This window comes from Collimonas sp. (assembly GCF_035566375.1).
In the GTDB taxonomy this organism is placed as follows: Bacteria; Pseudomonadota; Gammaproteobacteria; order Burkholderiales; family Burkholderiaceae_D; genus Collimonas.
Genome location: NZ_DATMRK010000008.1, coordinates 22253 through 41526 on the forward strand (window position 1 = coordinate 22253; position 19274 = coordinate 41526).

Annotated in this window: 19 protein-coding genes; 7 read left to right on the forward strand and 12 right to left on the reverse strand. The window is 55.2% G+C overall.

All coding sequences use genetic code 11. From position 1 onward, the window contains the following. Positions 1 to 41: 41 nt before the first annotated feature. The gene (locus VNZ60_RS01470) at positions 42 to 1412 is read left to right on the forward strand and encodes a carbohydrate porin (protein ID WP_325656465.1); all 1371 of its coding nucleotides are present in this window, start codon (positions 42 to 44) and stop codon (positions 1410 to 1412) included. On the opposite strand, the gene VNZ60_RS01475 is transcribed toward VNZ60_RS01470, so the two are convergent. The 6 genes from VNZ60_RS01475 to VNZ60_RS01500 form a co-directional block, all read right to left on the reverse strand. Further along, positions 1409 to 2659, reverse strand: a complete 1251-nt coding sequence (locus VNZ60_RS01475; protein ID WP_325656467.1) for an AGE family epimerase/isomerase — start codon at positions 2657 to 2659, stop codon at positions 1409 to 1411. The genes VNZ60_RS01470 and VNZ60_RS01475 overlap by 4 nt on opposite strands. 12 nt (positions 2660 to 2671) lie before the next feature. After that, positions 2672 to 3652 carry a LacI family DNA-binding transcriptional regulator gene (locus VNZ60_RS01480; RefSeq protein WP_325656469.1) on the reverse strand — a complete coding sequence of 327 codons (981 nt, stop codon included), beginning with the start codon at positions 3650 to 3652 and terminating at the stop codon, positions 2672 to 2674. Positions 3653 to 4046: 394 nt separating this feature from the next. Continuing rightward, positions 4047 to 5936, reverse strand: coding sequence for an alpha/beta hydrolase family protein (locus tag VNZ60_RS01485; RefSeq protein ID WP_414648755.1), 1890 nt, complete (start codon positions 5934 to 5936; stop codon positions 4047 to 4049). 128 nt (positions 5937 to 6064) lie between these two features. Beyond that, the gene (trpC, locus tag VNZ60_RS01490) at positions 6065 to 6868 is read right to left on the reverse strand and encodes an indole-3-glycerol phosphate synthase TrpC (protein WP_325656473.1); all 804 of its coding nucleotides are present in this window, start codon (positions 6866 to 6868) and stop codon (positions 6065 to 6067) included. Positions 6869 to 6895: 27 nt separating this feature from the next. Next, positions 6896 to 7933, reverse strand: a complete 1038-nt coding sequence (gene trpD / locus VNZ60_RS01495) for an anthranilate phosphoribosyltransferase (RefSeq protein ID WP_325656474.1) — start codon at positions 7931 to 7933, stop codon at positions 6896 to 6898. An 83-nt stretch (positions 7934 to 8016) separates the two neighbouring features. Next, complete coding sequence (locus VNZ60_RS01500) at positions 8017 to 8586, reverse strand: aminodeoxychorismate/anthranilate synthase component II (protein ID WP_325656475.1); 570 nt, start codon at positions 8584 to 8586, stop codon at positions 8017 to 8019. Positions 8587 to 9185: 599 nt separating this feature from the next. On the opposite strand from VNZ60_RS01500, the gene VNZ60_RS01505 reads away from it, so the two are divergent. Then, positions 9186 to 9386 (forward strand): DUF1059 domain-containing protein, encoded by a 201-nt coding sequence (locus VNZ60_RS01505; RefSeq protein ID WP_325656477.1) that lies wholly within the window; start codon positions 9186 to 9188, stop codon positions 9384 to 9386. An 85-nt stretch (positions 9387 to 9471) separates the two neighbouring features. Here the strand turns inward: VNZ60_RS01505 and VNZ60_RS01510 are convergent, their stop codons facing one another. After that, positions 9472 to 9780: a hypothetical protein gene (locus tag VNZ60_RS01510; protein WP_325656478.1), complete on the reverse strand. Its 309-nt coding sequence runs from the start codon at positions 9778 to 9780 to the stop codon at positions 9472 to 9474. A 288-nt stretch (positions 9781 to 10068) separates the two neighbouring features. On the opposite strand from VNZ60_RS01510, the gene VNZ60_RS01515 reads away from it, so the two are divergent. After that, positions 10069 to 11907 (forward strand): hypothetical protein, encoded by a 1839-nt coding sequence (locus tag VNZ60_RS01515; protein WP_325656479.1) that lies wholly within the window; start codon positions 10069 to 10071, stop codon positions 11905 to 11907. Between the two features lie 154 nt (positions 11908 to 12061). Continuing rightward, positions 12062 to 12343, forward strand: a complete 282-nt coding sequence (locus VNZ60_RS01520) for a hypothetical protein (protein ID WP_325656481.1) — start codon at positions 12062 to 12064, stop codon at positions 12341 to 12343. A gap of 110 nt (positions 12344 to 12453) precedes the next feature. Here the strand turns inward: VNZ60_RS01520 and trpE are convergent, their stop codons facing one another. From trpE to rpe, 3 genes are all read right to left on the reverse strand, one after another. Beyond that, complete coding sequence (trpE, locus tag VNZ60_RS01525; protein ID WP_325656483.1) at positions 12454 to 13968, reverse strand: anthranilate synthase component I; 1515 nt, start codon at positions 13966 to 13968, stop codon at positions 12454 to 12456. Between the two features lie 209 nt (positions 13969 to 14177). Continuing rightward, positions 14178 to 14876, reverse strand: coding sequence for a phosphoglycolate phosphatase (locus tag VNZ60_RS01530; RefSeq protein ID WP_325656485.1), 699 nt, complete (start codon positions 14874 to 14876; stop codon positions 14178 to 14180). After that, positions 14873 to 15538 carry a ribulose-phosphate 3-epimerase gene (gene rpe, locus VNZ60_RS01535; protein WP_325656487.1) on the reverse strand — a complete coding sequence of 222 codons (666 nt, stop codon included), beginning with the start codon at positions 15536 to 15538 and terminating at the stop codon, positions 14873 to 14875. Before rpe ends, VNZ60_RS01530 begins: the two co-directional genes overlap by 4 nt. 142 nt (positions 15539 to 15680) lie before the next feature. Between rpe and apaG the strand changes: the two genes are divergently transcribed. Beyond that, on the forward strand, positions 15681 to 16055 hold the full coding sequence (gene apaG, locus VNZ60_RS01540; protein ID WP_325656489.1) for a Co2+/Mg2+ efflux protein ApaG: 375 nt from the start codon (positions 15681 to 15683) through the stop codon (positions 16053 to 16055). Between the two features lie 47 nt (positions 16056 to 16102). On the opposite strand, the gene VNZ60_RS01545 is transcribed toward apaG, so the two are convergent. Then, entirely contained in the window at positions 16103 to 16246 is a 144-nt protein-coding gene (locus VNZ60_RS01545) for a hypothetical protein (RefSeq protein WP_325656491.1), read from the reverse strand. A gap of 12 nt (positions 16247 to 16258) precedes the next feature. On the opposite strand from VNZ60_RS01545, the gene mltA reads away from it, so the two are divergent. Continuing rightward, positions 16259 to 17464, forward strand: coding sequence for a murein transglycosylase A (mltA, locus tag VNZ60_RS01550; protein ID WP_325656493.1), 1206 nt, complete (start codon positions 16259 to 16261; stop codon positions 17462 to 17464). A gap of 56 nt (positions 17465 to 17520) precedes the next feature. Here mltA and VNZ60_RS01555 read toward each other — a convergent pair whose 3' ends face one another. Further along, entirely contained in the window at positions 17521 to 17958 is a 438-nt protein-coding gene (locus tag VNZ60_RS01555) for a universal stress protein (RefSeq protein WP_325656495.1), read from the reverse strand. A 275-nt stretch (positions 17959 to 18233) separates the two neighbouring features. Here VNZ60_RS01555 and VNZ60_RS01560 point away from each other — a divergent pair, with 275 nt between their 5' ends. After that, on the forward strand, positions 18234 to 19010 hold the full coding sequence (locus tag VNZ60_RS01560) for an enoyl-CoA hydratase (RefSeq protein ID WP_325656497.1): 777 nt from the start codon (positions 18234 to 18236) through the stop codon (positions 19008 to 19010). Positions 19011 to 19274 lie beyond the last annotated feature (264 nt).

The window sequence follows — 19274 nt, forward strand, 5'->3', positions numbered from 1 at the left end:
TAAAACCTGCTTGCACGGCGCTCCGCCTGTGTTGAAAATTCATGCCACGCAAACAACCAGCGCCCACACTTGCCGATCAATTCACCATGCAATCCGGCAGCCACTTCCTGCTTGGGCTGGTGCTGACAGCGGCCAGCGTTTTGCCGCTAGCCGCGCATGCCGACGATATCGAGGAAGAGAACTGGGGTATCAAAGGGCAGGCCACCTACATCTGGCAAAAGAAACCTTCTTTCGATGCGGCTTATTCGGGGACAAACAGTTTGAACACGCGGGCCGAAAAGGGTTATTCCTTTTCCGGCACGCTGTTTCTCGGCTTGCGGCCGTGGCGCGGCGGCGAGTTGTACTTCAATCCGGAAGTGGTGCAAGCCGTGCCAATGTCCGGCCTGACCGGCTTGGGCGGGATGATGGATTCAGAACAGCAAAAGGGCAGCAGCCCGAATCCCACTTTTTATCGCGCCAGATTGTTCTTGCGGCAAACCTGGGGTTTCGGCGGCGGCCAGCAGGCGCTGGAATCGGCCCCAAACCAGTTGGCCGGGATGGTGGATAAGCGGCGCCTGGTGCTCACCGTGGGCAACCTCAGCATCATCGACATCTTCGACAACAATGCGTATGCCCACGATGGCCGCACTCAGTTTCTGAACTGGGCCTTGTCGACTTATGGCGCCTTTGATTATGCCGGCGACACGCGCGGCTATACCTGGGGTGCTGCGGCCGAATATTACTACGACGACTGGGTCTTGCGCGGCGGCAGATTCATGGTGCCGCTGGAATCCAACGGCCAGCGTCTGAATACCCAACTTACCAAATACCACAGCGACCAGATCGAGCTGGAGCATGATCACATGATCGGCGCTCAGCCGGGGAAAGTGCGGGTGCTGGCTTTTCGTAACAAGGAAGTCATGGGCAGTTTTTCCGATGCACTGACTGACGCAGCGTCCAACGGCGGTACGCCTGATGTGGCCCTGGTGCGCAAAGGCCAGGTCAAGTATGGGTACGGGATTAGCCTGGAGCAGAGCTTGAGCGACACCCTCGGCGTCTTTGCCAAGGCCAGCCGCAACGACGGTAAAACGGAGACCTATTCGTTTTCCGAAATCGAGCGTTCTTTGACGCTGGGGATGGCGCTCAAGGGCAGCAGCTGGCATCGTGAAAACGACACCTTCGGTTTGGCGCTGATACAAAATGGCTTGAGCAAAGCGCATCAGGACTATCTGGCGGCCGGCGGTCTTGGCGTGTTTATCGGCGACGGCCGGTTGAACTACCGGCCGGAACGTATCCTGGAAGCCTATTACAGTTTCAGCGTGTCCAAAGGCGTTGCATTAACGGCCGATCTGCAGCATTTTTATAATCCTGCATATAACGCCGACCGCGGGCCGGTGACGGTAGCTTCGCTGCGGCTGCACGCGGAGTTCTAGTTATCCCTGAGGCCGTGGCCGAGCGCATTGCTCAGCACTTCATAACAAGCGCCCATGGTGTGGTAGTCGGTCTTTCCAGCGGGGCTTTTTTCATCGCCGTACTTGCGGTTGTCGCGCGTCAGGATGCGGTACCAGGCACCGTATTGATGATCGACGAAGTGTTGCCAGCTGTACTGCCAGATGTGTTCGTACCAATCCCAGAAGCGTTCTTTGCCGGTGCGTTTGGCGAGCAGGGCGGCGGCGGCAAAACTTTCGGCCTGCACCCAGAAATATTTGTCCTGGTCGCAAATCACGCCGTCCGACGCAAAGCCGTAATAGATGCCGCCGCATTCGATATCCCAGGCTGCATCGAGCCCGGCGTCGAACAGTTCGATGGCGCGTGGCAGCATCCAGTCTTGCGGCCGGTGCCGTTCCAGGATCAGCAGCAATTTGGCCCACTCGGTGTGATGGCCGGGCTGGAAACCCCAGGGCCGGAAAATATTGCTGCTGTCTTCCTTGTTGTAGTGCCAGTCGGGCGACCAGTCCTGGTGGTAGTGTTCCCAGATCAGATTATTGCTCAGCGCCGCCTGGCGCACGGTGATATGCTGCGCCACCATTTCGGCGCGATCCAGAAACATCGAATCGCCGCTGGCTTCATAGGCTGCCAGCAGCGCTTCGGTCATGTGCATATTGGCGTTTTGGCCGCGATAACTTTGCAGCTGCCAATCGGCGCTGGCTTCATCGGCATACAAACCTGCGTGCGCTTCCCAGAAATGCTGTTCGAGCAAATCGTAGGTTTGATATAAATCTTCTTTGGCGCTGCTTATGCCCGCCATCATGGCATGGGCATAAGCCAGCAAGACAAACGCCAGGCCGTAGCAGTGACGCGTCGGATCCAGCACCTGCTTGCGGCCGTCTTGCCACGACAAGGTCCAGTCGTAACCTTGGTGCAGCGGGTCCCAGTGCACTTCACGCAGGAACCTTAGTCCATGCTTCAACCCATCCAGATAAGCAGCATCGCCGAACTGGCGATACGCCATGGCGTAGTTGAAGATGAAGCGTGTGCTGCTGACCAGGTGCCGGGTTTCGCTGTCGTATACGCTGCCGTCATCTCTGAAGAAATGATAGAAGCCGCCGGAGGGATCAAGCGCCGCCGGATGGTAGAAGCGCATGGTGTCGCGTATGTGCTGCAACAGAAACGATGGATTGCGAAACTCGGCTTTAGGAATCGGGTTCAGAGGGATTGCTTTCGATTCGTGCATGTTCATGGCGATAGCGGATCAGTTGCCAAGTGTGCTGGCGCGTTGTATCAACTCCACCGGCAGCATCACTTCGGGTTGCGCCAGAGCGTCGTCCAGCAATAGCTTGATGCCCATCTGGCCTAAAGCTTCCTTGTCTACCGCAAGCGTGGTCAGTGGCGGGGTGGAGCTGGCGGCGGCATCGATATTGTCGAAACCGACGATCGCGATATCTTCCGGAATCCGCAAGCCGCGCGCCTGGCACACATTCATGACGGCCAGCGCAGTGGCGTCGTTATAACAAAATACGGCGTCCGGCGGGGCGTCGGATTGCAGCAGGTTTTGCATCGCGGCGGCGGCGTGCAGATGCAGTTCCGGTCCCGATTGCAGGTTGATTTCCAGGCGTGGATCGAATAAACGGCCGGCTTCGAACAGCGCCTGGCGATAACCCCGCGCCCGTTGCGCAATACTGTAATGAGATAGCGGGCCGCTGATGAATGCCAGCCGTTGACGGCCAAGCTTGATTAGATGGCGGGTCGCGGCCAGCGCGCCGCTCAGATTGTCTGGATTGATGGAGCGGAAGCCGGGCGCCCAGAGGTCGATCAGCACTACCGGTTTGCCGGTCTGGGCCAGCAATTCCAATACCTCCGGTTCCATGAAACCGGCTACCGCCAGTGCGTCGGGTTCGTGCAGACGGATCTGCTCCATCACATTGTCGGCGGCGCCGATCGACAATACGGTCGGCACGATGCTGCGCTCGCGGCAGGCTGTTTCCACACCGTGCAGCACATGCGAAAAAAACGGACTGGCGACGAAATTGTTGTGCTGGCGATGCAGCAGGAAAGTCAGGCGCCGGATTCTTCCCTGACGCAAATTGGCTTCGTCGTAGCCAAGCTGGGTTGCAATTTTTTGTACATGGATGCGGGTTTGCTCGGTCAAGCCGGGCTGCTTTTTCAAGGCGCGCGATACGGTGCCGATGGATACCTTCGCAGCCGAAGCGATGTCCCGAATCGTTGGTCTCATGATCTCCTCTTTATATGCCAGCCGGCGCATGCATTTGCCAGGCCGGATGCCGCTGTTTGCGGCTGGCGAGGCTGCTGCCCAGGATTGTTTTAGTTGGATAGTAATGTATAGTAAAAAAATTATATTTACAAATAATCCTTCAAATAAACTCTCATAACACCTTGTTATATAAGGATTTATTCATCATGTATTTCATATATTTGTTTAATAAACTTACTAAACTTTTGTCTCTGGATAAGGCTGAAATGAGGATTTGCTGAGAAACAGTATCGAAAGCAGGAGCGGATCGTTTTTGTCGCTGCTTTGTTGGATCTGCGGTTTCACCGTAGCTGAAAATAAAAATGGCGGACGACCGTTTCCGGTCGCCCGCCATTCCCAGGCAATTTGGCGTCTTTTACTTCGGCGCCAGGTGCTTGGCTAAAAATCCTTCCATCGCGGTATAAAAATCAAAGCGATTTTCTTCATTGTGGAAGCCATGGCCTTCGTTATCCTTCACCATGTATTCGACCGGCACGCCACGCTTGCGCAGGCTCTCGACGATCTGGTCCGACTCCGCTTTATTGACGCGCGGATCATTGGCGCCTTGCGCAACGAACAGCGGCGTCTTGATGCGGTCGGTGTGCAAGGCTGGTGAAACCGCCGTCAGCAAGTCCTTGTCCTTGACCGGATCGCCGACCATTTCGTGCATCTGGTCGAGGAAAGGTTTCCAGTATGGCGGGATGGTTTTCATGAAGGTGAACATATTCGAGACGCCGACATAGTCGACCGCCGCCGCATACAAATCCGGCGTGAAGGCGACCCCGGCCAGCGTCGCATAACCGCCGTAGGAACCGCCGTAGATCGCTACCCGTTTAGGATCGGCGATACCTTGTTCAACCAGCCATTGCACGCCGTCGGTGATATCGTCCTGCATGGTCTTGCCCCATTGCTTGAACGAGGCTTCCCAGAACTGCCGGCCATAACCGGTTGAGCCGCGGTAGTTCATCTGCAGCACCGCATAGCCGCGGTTTGCCAGCATTTGCACTTCCGGGTTGTAACCCCAGACATCGCGCACCCACGGGCCGCCGTGCGGGTTGACGATCACCGGCAGGTTTTTCGGATCTTTGCCAAGCGGCAGCGTCAGGTAAGCATTGATGAGCAAGCCGTCGCGCGCCTTGTATTGCACCGGTTTCATCACCGCCATGTCCTGTTCGGCGATGGCCGGGTTGATGTCGGCCAGCTTGCTCAGCGTGCCGAGCTTGCTGTCGAACAGATAGCGGCTGCCTTGGGTTCTGTCATTGTAGGCAGCGACAATCCATTTCGATTCATCCTTGGTGTGCGACTGCGTAACAATTTCGTAGCCAGGCAGTTTTTCCTGCAGGGTTTTATGCAGAGCTTCGCTTTGCGGGTCGAGGAATTTATACTGGTTTTTCCAGGTGGTGTAACTGATCTCGGTCAGCACCTTGCGCTTCTTCGAGTAGGACAGTCCGTCGACGTCGACCTCTGGATTTTCATATAGAACCTGTTCTTCCTTGGCCGTCTCCGGATCAAGTATCACTATCGCTTGTTTATCGCGGCCGAGGTTCGACGATGCGTAGAGTTTCTTGTTGTCGAAGGTAAAGAACAGCGGACTTACCGAATCCTTGAAGGATGTCGTCAGCACGGTCTTGAACGGTGCGCTTTCGGTGGCGCGATATAGCAGGCTGGTATTGACGCCGTCGGAAGTGGTCGCGGCGCGCACCTTGCCGTCGTGATCGGTGATCCAGGACTGGATGGTGCCGGGGTTTTTCGCTACCAGCTTTTCAGCGCCGGTCCGGACGTTGATCCGGTAGACATCGAATATTTCCGCATTGCGTTTGTTGTGGCTGACCAGGATTTCATCCTTGTTCTCTTCCAGGTCATCAACAATCTGGGCGCGCACCTTCGGATACGGCGTCAGGTCTTTCAGACCCTTGCCATCGCGGCCGACCGACACCACGTGAAAATTTTCGTCGCCGCCAAAATCCTTGGCAAACAGGATGTGATCGTCGCCTTTCCAGAAATAGCCGCTGATGTCGCGCTCCTTTTCGGAGGTGATGCGGGTTGCTTCAGCATCCGAGCCGACGCTCTTGACAAAGATGTTCATGCGGCCATGCCATGGCTGCATGAAGCTGATGTATTTGCCGTTGGGCGAAAGCTGGAATCCGCTTTGCTCGGGATTGCGGAAGAAATCGCGCACTGAATATTGTTTTTGCGGGCTTGCCGCCAGCGCATCCCCACCCAGTATGGACAAGCCGAAACATGTGGCGGTAACCACTTGAAGAATAGAAATAGCGCGCATCAAAAACCTCCAAAAATATTTCGGTCGTAGGTGTCGTCGTGTTGTTTCCGGTAGTCTGAGTTTTGATCTTGCAGCTCGGCGCGCTCGCACTGCCGGGCTGCAACAACGCCGCTTCAATTATCGAACAGGCGGCCGAGTTCAACCCCGGGCTGTGCTGCGCGCATGAAGGCTTCGCCCACCAGGAACGCGTTGACATTGGCGTCGCGCATGCGCTTGACGTCATCCCGGGTGTGGATGCCGGATTCGGTCACGACCAGTTTGTCGCTTGGTATCTGCGGCAATAAATCCAGGGTGGTTTGCAGCGAAGTGTCGAAGGTGCGCAGATTGCGGTTGTTGATGCCGAGCAGGGCGCTCTTCAGTTTTAACGCCGCGTTTAATTCTTCGGCGTTGTGCACTTCCACCAGCACGCTCATGCCCAGCTCATGGGCGACAGCTTCCAGCTCCGCCATCAGGCCGTGGTCGAGTGCGGCGACGATCAGCAAGATGGCGTCGGCGCCCCATGAACGGGCTTGATACACCTGATACGGATCGATCATGAAATCCTTGCGCAGGACCGGCAGGGCACACGCGGCGCGCGCCTGTTGCAGGTATTCGGGCGCGCCCTGGAAGAATTGGATATCGGTGAGCACCGACAAACAGGCCGCGCCATGCGCTGCGTAGTCGGCAGCAATCTCAGCTGGCCGGAAATCGGCGCGAATCACGCCTTTCGACGGCGAGGCTTTTTTGACTTCGGCAATCACGCCGGCATGGCCCGCCGTGATTTTCGTGCGCAAAGCCGCTTCATAGGCGCGCAAAGCGGCGCGTGCTTCTGCATCCGACTCTACCTCGCGGCGCAGGCTGGCAAAGTCTTGCTGCTTTTTTGCCGCAGCGACTTCATCCGCTTTGACGTCAAGGATTTTATTCAAAATATCAGACATGGTGCGATCCCTTTATTGCGCGTGCCGTCAGTTGGCGGCGCCGATGGTTTGCGTGACTTGTACGAATTGATCGAGTTTGGCCTTGGCCGCACCGGAAGCGATGACAGCGCGGGCTTTATCCAGCCCATCCGCAATCGAACTGGCGACGCCGGCGGCGTACAAAGCGGCGCCGGCATTGATGGCAACGATGTCGCGCGCTGGCCCTGCCTGGTCCTCCAGCGCTTCCAGCACTTTTTGTCTGGACTCTGCCGAGTTCGATACTTTCAGATTTCGGCTGGCAATCATTTGCATGCCGAAATCTTCCGGATGGATTTCGTATTCGCGAATTTCGCCGTTCACCAGTTCGCCCACCATGGTGCCGGCGCCTAGCGAGACTTCATCCATATTGTCGCGGCCCCACACCACGATGGCGTGTTGCGCACCAAGCCGCTGTAGCACGCGCACCTGGATCCCGACCAGATCGGCATGGAATACACCCATCAGGATATTCGGCGCGCCGGCCGGATTGGTCAGTGGGCCAAGGATATTGAAAATGGTACGCACACCCAGTTCTTTGCGCACTGGCGCAGCATGTTTCATCGCCGCATGGTGATTCGGCGCGAACATGAAACCGATGCCGGTCTGTTCTATCGATTCTGCCACCTGGGTCGGCGTCAGATTGATATTGGCGCCAAGCGATTCCAACACATCGGCGCTGCCGGATGACGACGAGACGCTGCGGCCGCCATGTTTGGCGACCCGGGCGCCAGCGGCGGCGGCGACAAACATGGAGGCGGTCGAGATGTTGAAAGTTTGCGCGCCATCGCCGCCAGTGCCGACGATATCCACCAGATTGCCGGTATCGCGGCAGGGAACGGGAGTGGCGAATTCGCGCATGACTTGCGCCGCCGCAGCGATTTCGCCGATGGTTTCTTTTTTAACGCGAAGGCCCATGGTCAACGCCGCAATCATGAGCGGCGACATTTCGCCCTTCATGATGCGGCGGAACAGCGACAGCATTTCATCGTGAAAGATTTCGCGATGCTCAATGCAGCGCAACAGGGCTTCTTGTTCGGTGATTGGCATGATTTCCTTGCTACGGATTCTACGGATTCTACGAATGAGGAGTGCGGCGCCTTATTTGCTGACGAGGCGCCGGCGCTAAACGTTCAAACAGTTCTTTGAACAAAATTCCGCAGCAAGGCGTGGCCGTGCTCCGACAAGATCGATTCCGGGTGGAATTGCACACCTTCGATATCGTAGTCCTTGTGCCGCACACCCATGATTTCGCCGTCATCGGTCCAGGCCGTGATTTCCAGGCAGGCCGGTATCGAACTGCGCTCGATGGCTAGCGAATGGTAGCGAATCACTGTAAACGGGTTGGGCAGATCCTTGAATACGCCGACACCGGTATGGTGAATTGGCGAGGTTTTGCCATGCATCACTTGTTGCGCGCGAATCACTTTACCGCCGAACGCTTCACCGATTGCCTGATGGCCAAGGCAAACGCCGAGTATTGGCAGCTTGCCGGCAAATTGCTGCAGCAAGTCGACGCAAATCCCGGCTTCCTTCGGGCTGCAAGGGCCTGGCGACAGGCAGATGCGATCAGGTTTCAGGGCAGTGATTTCATCCAGCGTGATTTCGTCATTGCGGAAGGTACGGACGTCTTCACCAAGTTCGCCGAGGTATTGCACCAGGTTATAGGTGAAGGAGTCGTAGTTGTCGATCATTAGCAGCATAATAGTTCTAACCCATTGATTTTGTTTGGGAATGCTGCCCGCGGCATGGTTGCTTGTACGGTATGTTGTCCGGTTGTTGCAACACAAACGCAAAAATCTCGCGGGCGACACTAAATCAGCCCTGAATTATAGGGCGCATAGTGTGGTTTTGGCTTTCCACCAACCTTAGTCTAGGGACGCCATCGCAGCTGCGGAGTCGCAGGCTGGATAAAGTTGGCAGTGAGGCGGGGTGTATTCATCTATGGAGATAGGTAGGCAGTGCAAGCACATGTCGTTGCAGCAAAGTATAGCGTCATGGCCGTAAAACGTGCAATAACCATGATCATAAACGGAAATATCGGTAGCGGTTTGGTTTTATTCAAAAGACTAGCCTGGAGGCATCAGATCGCCACGGTTGTTAGTCGTCAAAGTTGGCAAAAGGCAATTGAAGACCTGATGCTGAGGCCTCCAGGCAGACAGCTGGCGAAAGGCTAACGCTGCGTTGACAAACGCTTCCTTGATTCCTAAGATTTATTCGCAGGCGAGCTCGCAGCAGGCCGTTTGCATGCGTCGGATTTGTGCATTCGTGCAATCACATTGCTGCAATGAAGGAGTTCACAATGACACGCAAATACATCGACTGCCGCGAATATCCGAGCGATACCAACTGTTCTGTGGCGATCGCTGCAGACAATGACGAAGAATTGCTGGCGGCGGCGGTCCAGCACGCAGTAAGTGTTCATGGCCACCAGGACACGCCGGAATTGCGCAGCCAGCTTGGACAGCTATTCAAGGAAGGTACGCCGCCGCTGAAAATATGACGGCGACAGCATTGTTCTAGGGATGGCGGAACTGGCGCGACCGCGGTTGGTAAGCATCATCCATGCGATCATCCGCGCGGCTGCATTAACGACTACTCTCTTGCGCAGGCAGAATCATGAGGGTTTCGCCGCGCGGCGTTTGTATTGCCTTGCCGGTTGACTTGAGTACCGGCCTCGGGTTGCCGACCGTGACAGGAATCGATATCGCATTCGTGCGATCGTCGATGGTGACGGACACATCCAAGTGATACACACCATCTGCCGCTGCCTGCACATTCGGCGTATCTGTCACGGTGCCGTCTTGTTCACTGATTACGCTGCCTTGTGTACCTGTCGAACTTAGCGCTTTCCATTGCATACAGAGCGGCGCCATCGGCAGACGTACCGTAACCAATCGATTAATCGTCCTGAATCGCGAAATCCTTTCCTTTCATGCCGTGCTTGCCGTTCTGGCTGCTTTATCTCGCGACTATACCGCTCAATGTTTAGTTGAGCGGCATTGAGAGTGATTCTGGATTGTCTTGCCGATTAGTTCTTTGCGAACTACCCGGTAAGGGAATTTGAACTGTTTTTCTTTCACTCGCAGTGAGTAAGGTGCAAGCCATGATCGCTAGTTATCGTCCATGGTTTGCATGAAATATTAATATAAAGGCAATTACAATGTTATAAAATAATAAATTTCATGATTAAAATTAAAGGCAGGCAAATTGCATCGAGCTACAAGTGTCGGGATCTTATATTGATGTCGCTAGTGATTGGACTGAGCGTCTCCGCTGCCCATGCGGGCTCGGGGGTTCGGGTAGAGGTGCTGCAGGGGGCGGCGCTTAATGGCGTGTTGTCCGGTCAAGCAAAGGTGCGTACGACCACAACGGCTGAGGATGGAACGAGCAAAGTCGAAGAGCTGTCCATCCCGGATGGCGCTGTCTATGAAACGCAGGCGACTGGAAGCGGATTGCCAAACTTGCGGACACCTATCGCCCGATCAGGCAACCCCGGTGAGCAGACGTTGCATAGCGCCTTGCCGCCTGATATCAAGCTGGGCACTATTTTTTCGGCGCCGCAGTGCGATGTTTCGCGTTTGAGTAACTGGAATGACGTGCCACAACCGGAAGCGGCGGCAATTGCCGCGCGCGATTCGCGTGATCCGTATGTGATTGCCGCTTATATGTCACAACAATACTATGGCGGCGGTTTTAGTAATCGCCGTGGCTTGACCAATTCCCTGGCTGCATTTAGCGGTGTACAGCCGCAGGACATGAGTGCACTTGTCTTGCAGCCAGCGAATGAAGCGTTGTTCCGGGAGTTCTCTACGCAGATACTGAATCACCAAGAGTGGTATGAGCCGCTGGTCTCCCGGCTGACGCTGCGTCTAGGCAAAGTCGCCAGCATCCGATGGCCAACCCCGCCCGTCCAATTTTCGCAGGAACAGCTTACTGCGTTACGCGCGGCCTTCATAAAGAAGGATGGATTGATTCTGGGCGGGAACCTACTCCTTGCTTACCCTGATCGACTGGAACGCAATGAAAAGATGATCACGCAGCAGTACTACGACATCTCGATAGCAATGGGATCGTTAATTGGGAACGAGGCAGATTGGGCCACCTTTGCCACGTGGGCGTCCGATACTGTTGGGCGTAGCATTGGCAAAGATTTTTTGGTTGATGTAGCTGAAACTGCGGGTTCGAATCCTCGTTATTGGTTGAGTAAAGGTAACGCACAGCTGGCTTCGCAATTGCCTGTGGCATATGTTCAATTTATTCAGACCTTCAAGAATGGCGCAAATCGCCAGCTGAGTTTCGAAGAGTTCTGGAGCCGCCTGGTGAAGCGATATTCCGGTTATGGGGTTACGTATATCGATGGCGACGAGCAGTCCAAGCGTGACGCCAAGAACGCTTTCAAGGCGTATTACGACAGTATGAAACTCTATGACGAAGAGAAAACTCTTCGAAATAGCTACTGGCCCTGGGACGTGAAAAGGCGTATGTCATTGCGCGAGACGCGGGGCCAGTACATGCTATACGGAAATGTTATGACTGTATTGACCGAACAGCGACTGCCGGCGACACAGACCGCCCTCAATAATGGGCAATGTATCGGTGGCGTGATCAATCCGATCGGCGCTGCTAGCGCAATCGGTGTGATATTCCACCTCCCAGGGTGGGCGGGTATTGGCGACAAACCGCTGCCGGCGATATTGGGTTTGCCATTGAACACACTCTATCGCGTCTATTTGAATCGGTCTTTTGTTACTTCCAATGGCGCCTCGATAGACATGGGGAGGGAAGTGAAGAATCTCTTGAACGGTCTGCGAACTCGCAATTTTTATAAGGATAAGTATTTACCGATCTATAGCGCAACGGCGCATTGGGAGGATCTTGGGGAGCGCATGGCATACATTTTCCACATGTTTGCCAATTTTCAGCGCTATAGCCCGATATACAGTAATCCTCGAAAGGTGTACGGCTCCAGGGCGGGGGTGAGCGTTAATAACCCGATCATTGAATATGCTCTGCTGCCATGATGACGTCCCACGACAGTTTGTTTATCAAAGTCTGTAGAAGGATGAACAGCCGGTTCGCCAGGATTAATCGTCGATTACGTGAGTGCGGATAGGCGATCAATACCCAAGCCAAAGGGGGGATTCTTTGGCGTTTTTACTCGAGAAGGAAATACATATGAAGCAGCTCACTATTGAAGAAACCATGCAAGTATCCGGAGGCGGTATGGGGGCGGCGTGGTTCGGTTCCGCATTGATTGGGGCAGTTGGCATTGTTAATAACCTGCTTAACGCAGCAGGGCCAATCGGGCTGGCACTCAATAACCTCGGTCCGGTCGTGCGGATCGCCCACCAGGCGGGCGATTCAGCTATTTATGAGATATCTAAGATCGCAACTGGCATCGGCCGTGCGTTGGGAGGTAAGGGCAGCCCGAATTACCACTATCCGACCGAGTGGTAATTCTCGCTGAATCTCGTTGAATCTCGCTGAATTTTTGGCTGGAAAAGCAATGCGGCCCTCTTGCCGGTAAACCGTCGACCATGAGCGATAGCTAACGACCGAGATCAGCCTCAGATTTCTCCATCTAAACCGTCTTGCACCTGTTCTGCCGCGCGCAATACTGCGCGCGCCTTGTTTTCGGTTTCTTGCCATTCCATTTCGGGCACCGAATCGGCGACGATGCCGGCGGCGGCTTGCACATACAGCATGCCGTCCTTGATGACGCCGGTGCGGATCGCAATGGCGACATCCATTTCGCCGCCGAACGACAGGTAACCGCAGGCGCCGCCGTAAATCCCGCGCTTGGTCAGTTCCAGTTCGTCGATGATTTCCATGGCGCGGACCTTGGGCGCGCCGGACAGGGTGCCGGCCGGAAAGGTGGCTTTCAAGACGTCCAGATTCGACAGGCCGGATTTGAGCTCGCCTTCGACATTGGAGACGATGTGCTGCACATGCGAATATTTTTCAATCACCATCTGGTCGGTGACCTTGACGCTGCCGGTCTCGGCGATACGGCCGATGTCGTTGCGCGCCAGATCGATCAGCATCACATGTTCGGCGATTTCCTTCGGATCGGCCAACAGTTCGGTGGCCAGTTGCTCGTCCTGTTCCGGCGTCGAACCGCGCGGCCGGGTGCCGGCCAGAGGGCGAATCGTGACTTTACGCTTGCTTTCGCCATTTGCCTTGGGGGCTGAGGTTTGCTCATTGCGCACCAGGATTTCCGGCGAGGCGCCGACAATCTGCATGTCGCCGAAATTGTAGAAATACATGTAAGGCGATGGATTCAGCGAGCGCAAGGCGCGATACAGCATCAGCGGTGAATCGACATATGGCTTCTTGATGCGCTGGCCGATCTGGACCTGCATCAGGTCGCCCGCCATGACATATTCCTGGGCTTTGGCGACAGCTTTCAGATAGTCGTCTTTTTTGAATTCGCGTATGGTTTCGGTACGTACCGAGGCCGAGGTAACTGGCGCATCGGCCGGACGGCGCAGCATGTTGCGCAAATCTTTCAAGCGCTGGCGGCCTTTGGAGAATGCTTCCGGCTGGGTCGGATCGGCATACACGATGAGATACAGTTTGCCGGACAGGTTGTCGATCACCGCCAGTTCTTCGGTCAGCAGCAATTGAATGTCAGGCAGGCCGAGATCATCCTTGGGCGTCGAGTTTGCCAGGCGCTTTTCGATGTGGCGCACCGTGTCGTAACCGAAATAACCCGCCAGGCCGCCGCAAAAACGTGGCAGGCCAGGGCGTAGCGCCACTTTGTAGCGCGATTGGAATTCGGCGATGAAATCGAGCGGATTGCCTTCGCGGCTTTCGATCACCTTGTCGTCCTTGACCACTTCGATCCGCGTGCCGTAGCTGCGCAATAGCGTGCTGGCCGGCAAACCGATGAAGGAGTAGCGGCCGAAACGTTCGCCGCCGACTACCGATTCAAGCAAGAAGGTGTTTTTGCCGGTGTGCTGGGTTTGCGCCAGTTTCAGATACAGCGTCAACGGAGTTTCCAGATCGGCAAAAGCTTCTGCGATCAGCGGGATACGGTTGTAGCCTTGCGTGGCCAGCGATTTGAATTCGAGTTCAGTCATGTTTTTCTCCAGACCGCTATTGTAAAACAGCGGTGGTGCACTACAAAAAACTTGCCTGCGACTTAAAAGGTGAATAGCAGGCAGCAGCGATCAGCGGACTTAGTTGGTCCAGGATTGCCAGCGTCGCCATAGCCAGGCCTCAGGGGCGGCTAGTGGGACTTGATGTTTTTTGTCGAGAAACATGAGAGAGATGTATTAAATAAGTCGGTTCAGTGGCTTATGTTTTGTGCTGCAACAAGCAGCGAAGCGACTATACCATCCGAATCGACGTCTTGTATAGACTCGCCGTGATTGTATCCATAGGGTACGTTAAACACCGGGCAACCGGCGGCGCGCGCTGCCTGGGCGTCGTTGCTGGAGTCGCCGATGGCGACTACCTGCGCCGGTTGCAGCTTGAAATCGGCGCACACTGCCAGCAGCGGCATCGGGTCCGGTTTTTTCAGCGGGAAGGAATCGCCGCCATACACCACCTCGAAATAGGCATGCAAGCCGGTTTTCTGCAGCAGGGCCACCGCGAACGCCAGCGGTTTGTTGGTCACGCATGCCAGCCGCAAGCCTTTATCGCGCATCGCTTGCAGGCCGTCCAGAACGCCCGGATAGAGTGTGGCGTAGCTGCCGTTGACCACGGCGTAGTGACTTTGATAAGAATCCAGCGCGGCGCTGAAACGTTGCTCTACTTCTGCCGGCGGATAATCGACGCCGAGTACGCGCCGGATCAGGTTTTCGCTGCCCTTGCCGACAAAATCGATAATCGTTTTTTGCGGCAGCGGCGCCAGCGCCAGTTCGGCCCGCATGCGATTCACGGCGACATGGAAATCCGGGGCGGTATCCAGCATGGTGCCGTCCAGATCGATGATGGCGGCGGCGATACCCTTTAGAGCAACGATTTCAGGTGCTGCCGTATTCATACGGTTGCCAGTTGGGCGCGCATGTCATCAATCACTGCTTTGTAGTCGGCCTTGCCGAAGATGGCCGAGCCGGCGACAAAGGTATCGGCGCCGGCCTTTGCTGCCGCGGCGATATTCTCGATCTTGATGCCGCCGTCGACTTCCAGCATGATCTCGCGACCTGAAGCGTCGATGCGCTGGCGCACTTCGGCGATTTTCTTGAGCGCTTCCGGAATGAACGACTGACCGCCGAAACCAGGGTTGACCGACATGATCAGGATGATGTCGATCTTGTCCATGACGTAATCCAGATAATGCAGCGGGGTGGCCGGATTGAATACCAGGCCGGCTTTGCAGCCGTTGTCGCGTATCAGTTGCAACGAGCGGTCGACGTGGTCCGATGCTTCCGGATGGAAAGTGATGATATTGGCGCCGGCCTTGGCAAAATCGGGAATGATGCGGTCCACCGGTTTGACCATCAGGTGGACATCGATCGGCACTTGCACGTGCGGCCGGATTGCTTCGCATACCAGCGGCCCGATGGTCAGATTGGGAACGTAATGATTGTCCATCACGTCGAAATGGATCATGTCGGCGCCGTCGCGGACAACATTGCGTACTTCTTCACCCAGGCGGGCGAAGTCGGCGGAGAGGATACTGGGAGCGATACGATAGGTTGGCATGGCGGGCAATCCAGGGAAGGGCGCTAAAAAGAGCGCTATTTTACCCTTTAGCCTTGCGCCTGGCTTCCTTGCAGCTTGCGTCCAGGGGTAAATTCGTGTGCAATGAGCTGTTAGCTATATAGCGTCAATCGAGGAAATCAGCATGGCCGCCTATGAATTCACCGTTTCTGTCAGAACCCAGTATCTGGAAGAGCAGTCTCAACCTGACAGTTCGCACTATGTATTTGCGTATGCGATCACGATCAGGAATACCGGCCAGGTCGCCGCGCAATTGATTTCACGCCACTGGGTAATCACCGACGCTAATAATCATGTCGAGGAAGTGCGCGGCCTGGGCGTGGTCGGCCACCAGCCTTTGCTGCAGCCCGGCGAGCAGTTTGAATACACCAGCGGCACTTCGATGGCGACGCCGCAAGGCTCGATGCTGGGCGAGTATTTTTGCGTCGCCGAGGACGGCGAGCAATTCGAGGCGCGGATTCCGGAATTTATCCTGTCCCTGCCGCGCACTTTGCATTGACGCGCTCGGGATTGAAGCATTCTGGATTGACGCATTCTGGATTGAATCTATTGGTCCTTGCCCTTGTCTTTAGGTGGTAACGACTTGGCGGGTGGTTTCTGATCCGGCTTACGGCCGGAAAACATGGTCCACCAGACAATGAATGCGAATACGAAGAAGGCGAAGCACGCTTCGAGAGCCACTAACCACATAAAGAATCCTAAATGCCATTTAAACGTATCAGTCTACCCGTTTCCGCCTTAACTGCCTTAATCATCGGACTCAGTTTAGCTGCCTGTACCACCGCCCCAGTCACCACGCCAGTGCAGGAAACTCAGCGCCCGCCCGGCATCCCTACGACGCCGTCCGCCACGCCCGGCGCCAGCTTGCGCGCCACCACCTTTGCCGCTTTGCCGGGTTGGGGTAGTGACGATTTGCGCCAGGCGTTACCGGCTTTCCTGACTTCATGCTCAACCCTGGCGCGCAAGACCGACTGGAAAGAACCATGCGCTGTTGCTGCGGGGCTGGATGGTAGCAATGAAAATGCAGTACGCACATTTTTCCAATCTTTTTTCACCCCTTATCAAGTTATTAATGCCGATGGTTCCGACAATGGTCTCGTGACCGGGTACTACGAGCCTTTGCTGAAAGGGTCGCGCAAGCGTGGTGGTCCGTATCAAACGCCCATTTACCGGGCGCCGGAGGATCTGATCACGGTCGAGTTGGCGAGTATTTATCCCGAGTTGAAAGGCTTGCGTCTGCGCGGCCGCCTGGTGGGCAATAAGGTGCTGCCCTATCCGAATCGCGCCGAGCTGGATAAATCCGGGGCGCTGGCCGGCAAGGAAATCTTATGGGTGGATGACCCTATCGATGCGTTTTTCCTGCAGGTCCAGGGTTCCGGCCGAGTCCAGTTGAATGACGGCGGCAGCATTGTACGTGTCGCCTATGCTGATCAAAACGGTTATCCCTATAAGTCGATCGGCCGTTATCTGGTCGATAAAGGGGAGCTGAGCCTGGCCCAGGCTTCTGCGCAGGGGATCAAAGCGTGGCTGGCGGCGAATCCGGGCCGGCAGCAGGAATTGTTGAACGCTAATCCTAGCTATGTTTTCTTTAAGGAGGAGAAGGTGCTTGATCCGAGCAAGGGGCCCAAAGGCGCGCAAGGCGTGCCGCTGACGCCGTTGCGCTCGATCGCTGTGGATCCGCAGTTTGTGCCGTTGGGTACGCCGGTGTTCCTGGCGACGACTCAGCCCAATAACAATGTGCCGTTACAGCAGCTGGTAGTGGCGCAGGATACCGGTGGGGCCATCAAAGGTGCGGTAAGAGCTGATTTCTTCTGGGGTTTTGGCGATGAGGCTGGCGACAAGGCCGGCAAGATGAAGCAACGCGGCATGATGTGGTTGTTACTGCCAAAGCTGGCGGCGGTGCATTAGGGGGGCAAGGCTCGACGCTGTCTGGCGTCGAGTGTGGCGAGCTTGCCGGTAAGAGCTTAGCGCAGGACCAGCACCGGGATGGTGGAGTGCGCCAGTACTCGTTGGGTTTTGCTTCCTAAAAACAAACGGCTCAGACCGCTGCGGCCATGCGAAGCCATGAAAATTGCGTCGCAATGATATTTCTCGGCCGCGCTGATGATTTCTTCGTCGGGATTAAAAGCCTGTGCAGTCAGCACTTCACAGGGAACGCCAGCAGTCTTGGCGGCATCGGCGACCTTTTGCACGTTGAGCTTTGCCAGCGCCAGCATGTTTTCTTCATAGGTGCCAGGGTCGGTCGCCATGGTGCTCTCCGCCATCGGCGAGAACGGGTAAGGTTCGGCAACCGAGAGGGCAATTATCTTGCCGCCGCTGAATTTGGCAAACTCAATCGCTGTATTGATGGCTTTGTCTGACAAGTGAGAGCCGTCGGTTGGTACAAGAATGGTTTTGAACATGGCTTGCCTCCTTCTGGTTGAAAAAGGGGTGTCGGTCAAAATCTGGCGATCTTGTCGGTAATATATAGGGCTCTAATGCAGAGCTTTAATACAGAGCACTAATATAGCGCTTTAATAATATAGAGCTTTATTATCGAACCGTACTCAAACATAGACAGTTTGAAAGCTGGAAGATTCCGAGGGCGACTGTTAAGTATCCACGTTACAGTCATCCTATCCGTTATCCAGCGGCGCTACAATTAAGTTTATTCGACTCAAGTTAAATGGGATCTGCAATGACATACGAAAATATTCTGATTGAAATACAAGGGAAAGTCGGCCTAATCCATCTGAATCGCCCTAAGGCTCTGAACGCCTTGAATGATCAGCTAATGAGCGAATTGGGCGAAGCTTTGCTGAAATTCGACGCTGATCCTGAAATCGGTTGCATCGTCTTGACAGGTAGCGACAAGGCCTTTGCTGCCGGCGCCGACATCGGCGGCATGGCTGAGCTGAGCTATATGGATGTATTCAAAGGCGATTACATTACCCGCAACTGGGAGAAGATCCGCAGCGTGCGCAAGCCGGTGATTGCGGCTGTAGCCGGGTTTGCCCTGGGCGGCGGCTGCGAGCTGGCCATGATGTGCGACTTCATCATTGCCGCCGACAATGCCAAATTCGGCCAGCCTGAAATCAAGCTGGGCATCATTCCCGGTGCCGGCGGTACCCAGCGTTTGCCACGCGCCATATCAAAATCCAAGGCGATGGACATGTGCCTGACCGCACGCATGATGGATGCTGCTGAAGCTGAGCGCGCCGGCCTGGTGTCGCGTGTCGTGCCATTGGACAGATTGCTGCAGGAAGCCATGGAAGCGGCAATTGTGATTTCCTCTATGTCGTTACCGGCGGTCATGATGATCAAGGAGTCGGTCAACCGTGCCTATGAAACCACCCTGGCGGAAGGCATTCAATTTGAGCGCCGGCTGTTCCACAGTACCTTCGCTACAGAAGATCAAAAGGAAGGCATGCAGGCATTCTTAGGGAAGCGTTTACCTGTTTTTAAAAATCTTTAACAAATCGCTTGCCATAGGGCGAAATGGTTTGCTATAGTTCGCCTCCCGTTGAGAACGACGCGAAACAAGCGAAGCAGCTGAGAGGTAAATGAGCTGTTTTTGCGAGCGAAGTTTGAAGTGGGGAAGCGGGTTAGGAAGTTGTGGTGGTAGTAAAAAGTTTTTCGGTGAGTAGTAAAAAAGTAGTTGACGAAAAACTGGAAACGCCACATAATCTCATCTCTCTGCTGCTGACAAACAAAACGATTTGACAGCGACGCGAACCGG

Bases quoted from the DNA above. Each gene is read 5' to 3' on its own strand.
- VNZ60_RS01470 (WP_325656465.1), top strand. From the start codon at position 42: ATGCCACGCAAACAACCAGCGCCCACACTTGCCGATCAATTCACCATG.
- VNZ60_RS01475 (WP_325656467.1), bottom strand. From the start codon at position 2,659: ATGAACATGCACGAATCGAAAGCAATCCCTCTGAACCCGATTCCTAAA.
- VNZ60_RS01480 (WP_325656469.1), bottom strand. From the start codon at position 3,652: ATGAGACCAACGATTCGGGACATCGCTTCGGCTGCGAAGGTATCCATC.
- trpC (WP_325656473.1), bottom strand. From the start codon at position 6,868: ATGTCTGATATTTTGAATAAAATCCTTGACGTCAAAGCGGATGAAGTC.
- trpD (WP_325656474.1), bottom strand. From the start codon at position 7,933: ATGCCAATCACCGAACAAGAAGCCCTGTTGCGCTGCATTGAGCATCGC.
- VNZ60_RS01500 (WP_325656475.1), bottom strand. From the start codon at position 8,586: ATGCTGCTAATGATCGACAACTACGACTCCTTCACCTATAACCTGGTG.
- VNZ60_RS01505 (WP_325656477.1), top strand. From the start codon at position 9,186: ATGACACGCAAATACATCGACTGCCGCGAATATCCGAGCGATACCAAC.
- VNZ60_RS01515 (WP_325656479.1), top strand. From the start codon at position 10,069: ATGATTAAAATTAAAGGCAGGCAAATTGCATCGAGCTACAAGTGTCGG.
- VNZ60_RS01520 (WP_325656481.1), top strand. From the start codon at position 12,062: ATGAAGCAGCTCACTATTGAAGAAACCATGCAAGTATCCGGAGGCGGT.
- trpE (WP_325656483.1), bottom strand. From the start codon at position 13,968: ATGACTGAACTCGAATTCAAATCGCTGGCCACGCAAGGCTACAACCGT.
- VNZ60_RS01530 (WP_325656485.1), bottom strand. From the start codon at position 14,876: ATGAATACGGCAGCACCTGAAATCGTTGCTCTAAAGGGTATCGCCGCC.
- rpe (WP_325656487.1), bottom strand. From the start codon at position 15,538: ATGCCAACCTATCGTATCGCTCCCAGTATCCTCTCCGCCGACTTCGCC.
- apaG (WP_325656489.1), top strand. From the start codon at position 15,681: ATGGCCGCCTATGAATTCACCGTTTCTGTCAGAACCCAGTATCTGGAA.
- VNZ60_RS01545 (WP_325656491.1), bottom strand. From the start codon at position 16,246: ATGTGGTTAGTGGCTCTCGAAGCGTGCTTCGCCTTCTTCGTATTCGCA.
- mltA (WP_325656493.1), top strand. From the start codon at position 16,259: ATGCCATTTAAACGTATCAGTCTACCCGTTTCCGCCTTAACTGCCTTA.
- VNZ60_RS01555 (WP_325656495.1), bottom strand. From the start codon at position 17,958: ATGTTCAAAACCATTCTTGTACCAACCGACGGCTCTCACTTGTCAGAC.
- VNZ60_RS01560 (WP_325656497.1), top strand. From the start codon at position 18,234: ATGACATACGAAAATATTCTGATTGAAATACAAGGGAAAGTCGGCCTA.